The sequence below is a fragment of the Mesorhizobium sp. M2E.F.Ca.ET.209.01.1.1 genome (assembly GCF_004010375.2).
In the GTDB taxonomy this organism is placed as follows: Bacteria; Pseudomonadota; Alphaproteobacteria; order Rhizobiales; family Rhizobiaceae; genus Mesorhizobium.
The window spans coordinates 1-10,631 of record NZ_SADP02000041.1; the positions used below are offsets into that span (position 1 = coordinate 1).

Annotated in this window: 7 protein-coding genes and 2 pseudogenes; 2 read left to right on the forward strand and 7 right to left on the reverse strand. The window is 61.8% G+C overall.

The window, feature by feature from the left end:
- Nucleotides 1-904: 904 nt before the first annotated feature.
- A pseudogene (locus EN852_RS34240) lies at nt 905-1,681 on the forward strand (IS110 family transposase); the annotation flags it as partial.
- A 278-nt stretch (nt 1,682-1,959) separates the two neighbouring features.
- Here EN852_RS34240 and purU read toward each other — a convergent pair.
- The 6 genes from purU to EN852_RS34270 all read right to left on the reverse strand — a co-directional run bounded on the left by purU (nt 1,960) and on the right by EN852_RS34270 (nt 8,841).
- Nucleotides 1,960-2,844 (reverse strand): formyltetrahydrofolate deformylase, encoded by an 885-nt coding sequence (purU, locus tag EN852_RS34245; protein WP_126101852.1) that lies wholly within the window; start codon nt 2,842-2,844, stop codon nt 1,960-1,962.
- A 71-nt stretch (nt 2,845-2,915) separates the two neighbouring features.
- A complete protein-coding gene (gene folD, locus EN852_RS34250) occupies nt 2,916-3,806 on the reverse strand; it encodes a bifunctional methylenetetrahydrofolate dehydrogenase/methenyltetrahydrofolate cyclohydrolase FolD (RefSeq protein WP_126101853.1) in 891 nt (296 codons plus the stop codon).
- A gap of 1 nt (nt 3,807) precedes the next feature.
- Entirely contained in the window at nt 3,808-4,395 is a 588-nt protein-coding gene (locus EN852_RS34255; RefSeq protein WP_245460085.1) for a sarcosine oxidase subunit gamma, read from the reverse strand.
- Nucleotides 4,361-7,294, reverse strand: a complete 2,934-nt coding sequence (locus tag EN852_RS34260; RefSeq protein ID WP_126101854.1) for a sarcosine oxidase subunit alpha family protein — start codon at nt 7,292-7,294, stop codon at nt 4,361-4,363. The genes EN852_RS34255 and EN852_RS34260 overlap by 35 nt, the downstream gene beginning before the upstream one ends.
- Nucleotides 7,291-7,581: a sarcosine oxidase subunit delta gene (locus EN852_RS34265; protein ID WP_126101855.1), complete on the reverse strand. Its 291-nt coding sequence runs from the start codon at nt 7,579-7,581 to the stop codon at nt 7,291-7,293. The genes EN852_RS34260 and EN852_RS34265 overlap by 4 nt, the downstream gene beginning before the upstream one ends.
- Before the next feature lie 9 nt (nt 7,582-7,590).
- On the reverse strand, nt 7,591-8,841 hold the full coding sequence (locus tag EN852_RS34270; protein ID WP_126101856.1) for a sarcosine oxidase subunit beta family protein: 1,251 nt from the start codon (nt 8,839-8,841) through the stop codon (nt 7,591-7,593).
- 125 nt (nt 8,842-8,966) lie between these two features.
- Between EN852_RS34270 and EN852_RS34275 the strand changes: the two genes are divergently transcribed.
- Nucleotides 8,967-9,980, forward strand: a complete 1,014-nt coding sequence (locus EN852_RS34275; protein ID WP_210212399.1) for a GlxA family transcriptional regulator — start codon at nt 8,967-8,969, stop codon at nt 9,978-9,980.
- Nucleotides 9,981-10,300: 320 nt separating this feature from the next.
- On the opposite strand, the pseudogene EN852_RS41760 reads toward EN852_RS34275, so the two are convergent.
- Nucleotides 10,301-10,631, reverse strand: a pseudogene (locus EN852_RS41760) (hypothetical protein); the annotation flags it as partial.

The window sequence follows — 10,631 nt, forward strand, 5'->3', positions numbered from 1 at the left end:
CGACGGTTATACTCCGCCTCGCTAAAAGGAAGCCCGGGCGCCAAGCTCGACTGAGTGTTCGCCATTACCTCTCCTCCGCTCCCGTCGTTGTGCTTAGATGGTCAACTGCCGGGTGGTTTGCGTCAAATGCAATTTTTATATTTTTGCCATCTAGCGGCGAGATGCCCCTATGGGGTGAAGTCCTAACCTGCTTGATGCACGGAGATGAGCTTTCGGCGGCCTGAAGCGGCGATCTGGTTGCCTTTACCGTGCGTCTTCCCAAGCGTAATAGGCGCCGGCGGTGATCCGTCGTGATGGAAGGCGAGTGGTTTGGGTCAGCGGGTTTGTTTCGGGACGTCTGCGCCCCATTGTTTATGTCGCGAGTTGCGGGATGCGACTGAGGACGGTGCGCAGGATACGCTGGTCCGGGCAGGATGTCGGCAATGCAGGCGAATTTGGGTTTTCATCTCGACCACGCGGCCGTCGAGCTTGAGGAGCGTGAGCCGCAGTGTGGCTAGCTGGGCACCGCATCGCGCAGGGTGAGCATCAGATCCTATGAGGAGGGTGGACAGCGACCTGCGCTGTGGCAAAGTGAGGTCGCGGAACCAACACCTTACCCTGGAGGCAAGCATGCCCGTTGCAGCTCACCAATCCGAAGGGCCGACGGCTATCCGTATCGATCTTGGCGCAATCTTCGTCCCATTTCGAACTCTTATGTCAAATGCAAGCGGCATGGCCACGACTGTTCATCCCGCCAACAATGGGTGGTCCTGCTTAGATGCTATAGGGCGAGCGGCGAGGTGTGGCATCCTTCGGCGCTGTTGAATCCACCATCAGAAGGAGCCGCCCCATGTCGTAGTCTTTTGACTCAAGCCGGTCCCTTACCGCTCTCGAACAGGATAACACGATCGTCGCCGTCATCGAGATGAGCAAGGCGAAGTGGGTGATTGCCGCGCTTGTTCCGGGTTTCAAGCGCCAGCCGCTCGACATGGTGATCACCTCGCTGTCGCCAGTTGGCGGCGAGAAGATGTCGAAGCATTCGGTGGCGGCCGGCAACATCGCCGGACTGCTGGCGCGCTTTGTCGAGCTTAAAAAGAAGGCAGAGGCGCGACCGGGCAGTGTTCTCCGATCGTGATCCATGAGGCCGGGCTCGATGGTTTCTGGATCCATCGAAAGTCACGTCGTCGATGCGGCGTCGATTGCGATTTCGCGCCGGCGCCGTCGCGCAAAGACCGACAAGATCGACGGTGAGGCGCTGATCCGGGCGTTGCTGGCCTACAAGCTAGTCGAGCCACGGGTGTGTGCGATGCTTCGGGTAGCGACGCCCCAAAAGGAGGACCGTTGCCGCATCACGCGTGAGCGCAAGGCGTTGACGGACGAGCGCGTGCGCCACGTCAACCGCATCAATGGCCGGCTGTTCGCCCACGGCGTATCCGCCCAAGAACCAATGCATCGCGACCGGCGCAAGCGACTGGAGGCGCTTAAGACCGGCGACGGCTGAGCGATGCCTGCATATCTGAAGATGCAGATCAGCCGGGAACTTGATCCGCTCGAATTGCTGCTGGAACAGATCAAGGCGGTTGAGGCTGCTCGCGATGCTGTGCTCGCTGCCGCGCATGTCGTCTCCCCGGCACCGGCGATGCTGATCAATCTAAAATGCATCGGGCCGGAGTTCGCCGCCTTCCTGTGGTCCGAAGGCTGTTAGCGATACTTCGAGAACCGACGACAGGTCAAGCGCTCGACTGGCCGGTCGAGCGGGGCCTGAGGCGACAGCGCGGTCAGAGGCGTCTGTTCCTCGGGTTTCCAGACGAGGAATTGCCGCATACTGGTGGAGTGAGAAGTCATGGCGTTTTCTTCCTAGGGTCGAGAATAGGGCGCCAACGTCACCGAAGTTGCAGGTGGGCGATTTGCGATCCGATCTCGTGACACCGTCGCGGGTCGAGAAAAAGCAATGCGGGTCACCTCGTTGCATTCGTACACTCATCCCAGACGTTCCGAAGCATGGGAGCCTGGCGAAGCGGGGAAGACCACGGTCTTGTTCCCGTTGAGGAAGACGCGGCGGTGGAGATGAGCATGGATCGCGCGTGCGAGAACCTGGCTTTCGACGTCGCGCCCGAGCGATATATAGTCGGATGGGCTCTGGGCGTGGGTGACGCGCACCGTGTCCTGCTCGATGATCGGCCCTTCGTCGAGATCGGCGGTGACATAATGCGAGGTCGCGCCGATCAGTTTTACCCCACGCTCAAAAGCCTGCTTGTAGGGGTTCGCTCCTTTGAATGACGGCAGGAAGGAGTGATGGATGTTGATGATGCGGCCGGACATCTTCTCGGACATCTCATTCGACAGCACCTGCATGTACCGGGCGAGCACCACCAGCTCCGCGCCGGTCTCCTCGACGATGCGCATCTGCTGCGCTTCGGCTTCCCTCTTATTCTGCTTCGTAACTTTGACGTAGTGGAACGGAATGTCATGGTTCACGACCAGCTTTTGGTAGTCCAGATGGTTCGAGATCACCGCCACTATGTCGACTGGCAGCGCTCCGATGCGCCAGCGATACAGAAGGTCATTGAGACAATGGCCGAAGCGCGAGACCATGATGATCACCCTCATCTTCTGGCTCTCGTCATGGAAGGCGAAGTCCATTCCGAACGTCTCGGCGGTGTCAGCAAAGCCGTTGCGCAGCGCGTCGAGGCCAGCGCCATCTTCAGAGATAAAGCTCACGCGCATGAAGAAGTTGCCGGTCTGCGTATCGTCGAACTGCGAGCTGTCGGTGATGTTGCAGCCGCTATCGGCGAGGTATCCTGCGATGGCCGCGACGATCCCGCGCTTGGACTTGCAGGTGACGGTCAGGTAGTATTTGTCCATGGCGAGCTTGCTCGTGTGTGCGGAAGAGATCCATTCGGGCGTGTCAGGTAGAGTGCCGGATTGCAAGGGGCTCATAAGGTGAGCCCCTCAGGCTCGGACAGCCTATGAGCACGGCAGCAGGCGGTAACCGTGTTGGCGAGAAGACAGGCGATGGTCATGGGACCGACACCCCCCGGCACCGGCGTTATCGCTCCCGCTACCTCCGCCGCGCTTCCAAAATCCACGTCGCCCACCAGTTGTTGCTTGCCATCCCGCGCGATCCGATTGATGCTCACATCGATCACTGTAGCGCCCGGCTTGATCCAGTCGCCGGGGATCATCTCGGGGCGGCCGACGGCAGCGACAAGAATGTCGGCTCGACGGCAGAATGATGCCAGATCGCGTGTACGCGAATGAGCAATGGTTACGGTGCAGCTGTCATTGAGCAGGAGTTGCGCCATCGGTTTTCCGACGATGTTCGAGCGCCCCACGACCACGGCTTCAAGCCCAGAGAGATCGCCGAGATGGCTTCGCAGCAACATCAGGCAACCCAATGGGGTACATGGCACCATCGCATTTTGTCCCGTGCCCAGAAGCCCGACATTCGAAATGTGAAACCCGTCGACATCTTTTGCTGGATCGATCGCATTGATCACCAGATCGGCGTTCAGATGACTGGGTAGAGGGAGCTGGACAAGGACACCATGAATATCCGGATCGGAATTCAGCTGCTCGATTAGAGCAAGCAGATCGGCCTGAGATGTTTCAGTGGGCAGCTTGTGTTCAAGGCTGCTCATGCCAGCTTCGATAGTCTGCCGTCCTTTGTTGCGCACATAGACTTCCGACGCCGGATCGCCGCCTACCAGAACCACTGCCAGGCCCGGCGTAATGCCGTGTTCCTCCTTGAGCCAGGCCACATGCCCAGCAACGCTCGACCGTAGCTGCGCGGCGGACTCTTTGCCGTCGATGATCTGAGCGGTCATGTTACCTTTCCTCTAGCCGCTTCGCCGCCGTTTCCAGTGCGTGCCAGAGCGATCCGGCCGACGAGCGCGCGCCCAGCACGGCGATATGAGCCTCGCTGCGGCGGATGACGAAACAGCTCATATGCTCAAGCCCGGTGCGCGTCGCGCGGCCCGGGCCAAAATCCGCGAGATCGACGTTAACGAGCTTCGACAGCAGTGCATCGATAGGCCCTGTGCCGGCTCGCGAAACGATCTCGAACGCGACCCAGCCATCGGTCTGCTCGGTCACCGAGCAGCCAGGGGCGAGTTGCTTGAGCTCGGCGGCAAAATCCAGCTCGGCGCGGCCTTCCGCCTCGATCATCCACTGATCCAGCCCGGTCCACAGCGCGGCAACCCCCTGCCCTGCAATCCAGCGGCCTGGTCCGGGAAGAGCGAGGCCGAACGGCGTGGGCTCAACGGTTCCGCGGCGCAGCGCCATGGAGGCAAGCGCCAGACCCCCGTTCTCACGGATCTCCAACGCCCCGAACGATGCGAGGCGTGGTAGTGCGGCACCGAGCGCGGTGATGGGTCTCAGGTCACTCACGAAGACGTGCTCCTTCAGGATCGACAAAATGCGCCGGCACGACGCGCAGGCGCGCGCTTTCGCCTTCGAGCGGGTTCGCGGCCACGATCACCTCGCCCAGCCGTTCATCGCCATTCTCGAGGAAACCGAGCCCGATCATTGAGCCGACATGTGGACTGTAGCAAGCCGAGGTGATCCAACCCTGATCGGTATCGAATTTCCACGGTGCACCTTCCGCAAAAAGATGTGAGCCGCTGACCACCTTCCCGGCAGGATCGACGGGCCGCAGCCCGACCAGGCGTCGCCTGTCGCCGGCAAGGCCCTCACGCCGCGACATCACGGCGCCGACGGAATCCTTCTTCTGCGATACCATACTGCCAAGCCCGACCATGAGGGCCGTCGCCTGTCCGTTCAACTCAGGGCCGGCGGCGTGTCCCTTCTCGATCCGCAGGACCCCCAATGCCTCGGTGCCGTAGGGCGTCGCTCCGAGATCGGCTCCCAGTTCCATCAGCCGCTCGATCAATGCGTGGCCGTAGCGTGCGGGAACCGCAATTTCGTAGGCAAGTTCGCCCGAGAAGGAGATGCGGAAGAGCCGCGCGCGCAGGCCATCGCAGACGGTGAGCTCCGCGCAGGCCATAAAGGGGAAAGCCTCGTTCGACAGGTCGAACCCGTCAACGATGCGGGCGAGCAGAGCGCGCGACTTCGGCCCGGCGACGGCAATCTGCGCCCAGGCATTGGTCGTGGAGATGAGCTGGACGTCGAGTTCCGGCCACAGGCATTGCCGCGCGAATTCCATGTTGCGATAGACCAGACCGGCGTTTGCGGTCGTCGTGGTGACCACACAATGATCCTCGGCCAGCCGCGCGCAGGTGCCGTCGTCATAGGCAAATCCGTCTTCGCGCAGCATAAGCCCGTAGCGGACCCGGCCGACTTTCAGCGTGGCCATCATGTTGCAGTAGAGACGGTTGAGAAACTCGCCCGCGTCCGCGCCCTGGACATCGATCTTGCCGAGCGTCGTCACATCGCACAGGCCCACTGCGCCGCGCACGGCCCTGGCCTCGCGGTCCACGCTCTGGCGCCAGTGCGTTTCGCCCGCACGCGGGAAATATTGCGCGCGCATCCACTGGCCGACCTCGACGAACACCGCACCCTGCGCCTCGGCCCAGTGATGGGTGGGTGTGAGGCGGCGCGGTCGGAAATGCCGCCCTGTATCGCCGCCGCCCAGGACCGAGAGCGTCACTGGAGTGTAAGGTGGGCGGAAAATCGTTGTTCCAGTTTCCGGGATCGACCTCCCGGTCAGCTCCGCCATCACGGCAAGACCGGTCACATTTGAGGTTTTGCCCTGGTCCGTCGCCATGCCGAGGGTCGTGTAGCGTTTCAAATGCTCTACCGGCCGCATGTTCTCGGCATGGGCAAGCTTGATATCCTTCACCGTCACGTCATTCTGGAAATCGACCCAGGCGCGCTTCTTGCCAGGTACGTGGAAGACGGGCGCAACCGTGTAGTCTGCCTCCTCAGCGCGCGGCAAATCGGGCAACGATGCCGCGATTCCAAGTTCGCCCATCGCACGCTGTGCGGCTCGCGCGCCGGAACGCAAGGCGTCGCCGGTGGAAAAATGGCCCGCCGCCGCACCTGCCGGAATTAATCCAAGAGGCCCATTCTCCCCGGGCAGGAATGCCTGCAGCGGTTCATTCCAAACAGGCCGACCGCGATGATGCGAAAAGAGATGCACATTCGGGTTCCAGCCGCCAGAGACCCCGAGCGCGCCGCACTCGATCCATTCGGACCTGCCGTTTGCCTGAACCTCGATCGATTTCAGGCCAAGCCGGCCGCGTGAGCCAGCCACCATGCCCCCCGTGATCAGCCGGTAGTCACCGCGAGCCTTCGCGTCGGGGCGCACGTCGATGACGGCGGCGATCTTGACATCCTTGGCGGCCAGATCGCGCGCGGTGCGATGACCGTCATCGTTATTGGTGAAGACAGCGATGGTCTCGGACGGACATGCCGCCCAGCGATTGGCGTAAGCCCGCATCGCGCCGGCCAGCATGATTCCCGGACGGTCATTGTCGGCAAAAGCGATCGGGCGCTCTGTCGCGCCCGCCGCCAGGACCGCGCGTTTCGCCGTGATACGCCAGAGTGTCTGGCGCACACGCCCGTTCGCCTCTGGGAGATGATCGGACACGCCTTCCACCGCGCCATAGATGCCGTGGTCATAGACCCCGAAAACCGTGGTGCGACGCATCACGCGAATGTTCGGCAGGCTCTCGAATTCAGCCTCCAACGCTGAGATCCAGTCGCTGGCTTGCGCTCCGTCCAACGTTCTCGTCTCGGACAGAAGCCGCCCGCCCAGGCGGAAATCCTCGTCGGCCAAAATCACACGTGCGCCGGAGCGCGCCGCCGTCAGCGCCGCGGCAAGCCCGGCCACCCCCCCGCCGATGACCAAGAGATCGCAATGCAGGAAGCCCTTGTCATAGACATCGGGATCGGCCTGCATTGAAAGGCGCCCGAGGCCCGCCGCCCTGCGGATCGCCGGTTCGTAGAGCTTTTCCCAGAAGGCTTTCGGCCACATGAAGGTCTTGTAGTAGAAGCCGGCTGTGAAGAAAGGCGACAGCAGGTCGTTCACCGCCAACGCGTCGAAGCCGAGTGAGGGCCAGCGGTTCTGGCTTCGAGCCTCCAGTCCGTCGAACAGTTCCACCGTCGTCGCGCGCGTGTTGGGCTCCCGCCGCGCGCCCGAGCGCAGTTCTACCAAGGCGTTCGGTTCCTCCGAGCCGACAGACAGCAGCCCGCGCGGGCGGTGGTACTTGAAGCTGCGTCCCATCAGACGAACGCCATTGGCCAGCAGCGCCGAGGCGAGCGTGTCGCCGGGATTGCCCTGGTAGCGCTTGCCGTCGAAACTGAAGTTCAAGGTCTGCGAGCGGTCGATCAGCCCTCCGGACAGTCGTGTCATTTGCTGCACCTCGTCCGCGAAAGGGCGGCATCGCGGGCCAGTTCCGCACCGAGGACTTCATGCGTGACCGTGTCGCGCGTCACCACCAGCCATGACCGGTCGCCCTGCTCGTGGAACCAAAATTCGCGATGCACGCCGGCCGGGTTGTCGCGCAGGAAGACGTAATCGCAAAAGGCGGCCTCGGCATCGGGCGCGGAGGGATCTGGACGGTCGATGAGCCGCGCGTCGCCCAGATAGGTGAATTCCTGCGCATCCCGCAGGCCCAGAAGTGGATGTGGGATCAGCATTGGACCGCCTTAGTGGAGATTGGGCTGGGCACCGGCGCCGCGCTCGTCGACCACATGGCCGCGTGCGAAACGGTCGATGCGGTACGCACGCGCTGTCTCGTGGGGTGCGCCGGTGGCAAGAAGATGGGCGAAGGCATAGCCGCTGGCTGGCGTCGCCTTGAAGCCGCCATAGCACCAGCCGCCGTTCAGATAGAGGCCATCAATATGCGTGCGGTCGATGATCGGCGAACCGTCCATCGACATGTCCACCACGCCCCCCCACATGCGCAGGAGCCGCGCCCGCCCGATCATGGGCATCAGCGCCATGCCGCCTTCTGCGACGTCCTCCACCACCGGCAGGTTGCCGCGTTGGGCATAGGAATTGTAGCCGTCGATATCGCCGCCGAAGACAAGCCCGCCCTTGTCGGACTGGCTGATGTAGAAATGGCCTGCCCCGAACGTGATCACACCGGGAATGGTGGGTTTGAGCCCCTCCGTGACGAAAGCCTGCAAGACATGGCTTTCGATCGGAAGCCGCATTCCAGCCATTGCCATGACCCGGCTCGATGAGCCCGCCACCGCCACCCCGACCTTGTCGGCGGCGATATAGCCACGCGATGTCTCCACGCCACGCACCTTGCCGCGATCGAGCCGGAAACCGGTCACCTCGCAATTCTGGATCAGGTCCACGCCATGGCTGTCGCCGCCGCGGGCATAGCCCCAGGCCACGCCGTCGTGCCGCGCGGTGCCGGCACGCGCCTGCATCAGGCCGCCTTTGATCGGGAAGCGCGCGTTGTCGTAATTCAGGAACGGAACCATGGCGCGCAGTTCCTCCCGACCCAGCAGCCGTGCGCCCGCCCCCGCCAGCATCATGGCATTGCCGCGGCGGCGAAAGGCATCGCGCTGCGCATCCGTATGAAAAAGGTTGATGATGCCGCGCTGGGAAACCATTGCGTTGAAGTTGAGCTCCTGCTCCAGTCCTTCCCAGAGCTTCATCGAGAACTCATAGAAGGGCTCATTGCCGGCAAGCAGGTAGTTCGAGCGGATGATCGTCGTGTTCCGCCCGACATTCCCGGATCCGAGCCAACCTTTCTCCAGCACGGCGATACGCGATCGTCCGAAGGTCTTGGCCAGATAATACGCTGTGGCCAAGCCGTGGCCGCCTCCGCCGACAATCAAATAGTCGTAGGAAGGCTTTGGATCGGGATTGCGCCAGAGCGGCCGCCACCCGGTGTGACCCTTGAGCGCTTCAGCAAAGACGCGGAAGCCGGAAAACTTCATATCAAGGACTCCTTGGACTGCCGAGACTATGTCACGGCAAGGGCAGCGAGGTGTTTTCAAAATTGACTCATGTGTGCTTTTGCCGGACATGTGCGAACGATGTGGATGATAGGATTTTCAACGGGATGATTGACGGGAATCACGGCAGCCCGCGGCGATACGGTTTCCTGCTGATCGAAGGCTATGCCCTGATGTCCGCAGCCTCCGCGGTCGAGCCGCTGCGCGCCGCCAACCTGCTTAGCGGGCGGGTTCTTTACGATCTGAACTTCATGTCGGCCAAGGGCGGGTGGATGCGCAGTTCCGTCTCGGGTGCGTTCGAGACCGAACCTGTTTCACAAGCAGGCACTGATTTCGATATTCTCTTCGTCGTCGCCGGCGGCAACCCCCTCACCTATCGAGACGACAGGATCCTCGCTTGGCTGCGCCGTCTCGCCCGGTCGGGAGTGCCTTTGGGCGGAATCTCAGGCGGAGCGGCAATCCTGGCGGCAGCGGGTGTGATGTCGTCACGCCGGTTTACAATTCACTGGCAGCACATTGATGCAATGCGGGAGACGTATCCCGACGCACTCATCGAACGGCGGCTGTTCGTCATCGATCGTGACCGCTTCACCTGCGCGGGCGGCATGGCCCCCCTAGACATGACCCATGCGCTGATCGCTTCAGATCACGGTGTGGAATTGGCCCGTGCGGTCAGCGATTGGTTCATCCATACCGGCGTCCGGCAGGCCGAGGCCCCTCAGCAATTGGACCCAATACGCAGGTACGATCTGCGCCATCCCGCTCTGGTCGCCATGGTGGAATTGATGACAAGCCACATTGCGGACCCGCTGAAGCTGGGCGATCTGGTACACTTGAGTGGTATTGGGATGCGGCAATTAGAGCGGTTGGCAACGGAACAGTTAGGACAGAGCGTGATGCAGTTCTATCGGTCTTTACGGTTGGAGAAGGCCGACGAGATTCTCCAACAGTCAAACCTGCCGCTCGTCGAAGTCGCGCTGGCCACCGGCTTTTCCAACCGCAGTCATTTCTCACGGGCCTTTCAGGCCCACTTTGGCGTGGGTCCCGCAACCCACCGCAAACAGCGCGGCCAAAGCGAAAATTATCACGGCAGGACGCTTTTGGGGGGCGGTCAAGTGTAGACTAGGAAAGGTCTCCACAACATCGAGCTTCTCGTGGGCGAGACGAAAACTTTTTACGCAATTCCTCGAGCCGAGATGTTCTCGCAAGAGGATGGTCTGAGCGCCTACGCGGCAATCTGGCAGCCGAATAAAGCGAAGCTGTCCTCGTCTTCATCCAGACGGCATCGACAATCTTCGACATATCGTCGACGAGAGCAGGGCTACATGACACTCCCCCAACCCGCCCCAGGAAAATCTTCCGAGACCATAGCGGCCTTGGCCGTTTGGATACCAATAGCATAGCGTTACCCGAGATGTGCCTGCCCGTCCGTCTCGACGAATCACTGCAACGCTTCGGAAGATCGGGCCAGTTCACGCGCGGCGTCTTCTTCGGCATATCGCCTGCCACGTCGAGAGAGAGCAGCCAGAAGAGGCCCAAGCCCTGCTGCTTCGAGGTTGCCTATTGCCGAGAGGATCTCGTCCTGCCACCGCGGGTGAACGTTCTCTCTGCTGAGGCCCTTGAATTTCTCCCAAATCTGATCGGTCGATAAAGGGCGCAGGACATCCCCAAGTGGGTGTCGTACAATCATTTCTTCCGGCCCTTTCCCTTGATCCATGACAACGCGGGCTGGCGTTTCGGCTGGAAACGCCGAAGCGAAATCGGAGGACGCT

Bases quoted from the DNA above. Each gene is read 5' to 3' on its own strand.
- EN852_RS34260 (WP_126101854.1), bottom strand. From the start codon at position 7,294: ATGACACGACTGTCCGGAGGGCTGATCGACCGCTCGCAGACCTTGAAC.
- folD (WP_126101853.1), bottom strand. From the start codon at position 3,806: ATGACCGCTCAGATCATCGACGGCAAAGAGTCCGCCGCGCAGCTACGG.
- EN852_RS34265 (WP_126101855.1), bottom strand. From the start codon at position 7,581: ATGCTGATCCCACATCCACTTCTGGGCCTGCGGGATGCGCAGGAATTC.
- purU (WP_126101852.1), bottom strand. From the start codon at position 2,844: ATGGACAAATACTACCTGACCGTCACCTGCAAGTCCAAGCGCGGGATC.
- EN852_RS34275 (WP_210212399.1), top strand. From the start codon at position 8,967: ATGATTGACGGGAATCACGGCAGCCCGCGGCGATACGGTTTCCTGCTG.
- EN852_RS34270 (WP_126101856.1), bottom strand. From the start codon at position 8,841: ATGAAGTTTTCCGGCTTCCGCGTCTTTGCTGAAGCGCTCAAGGGTCAC.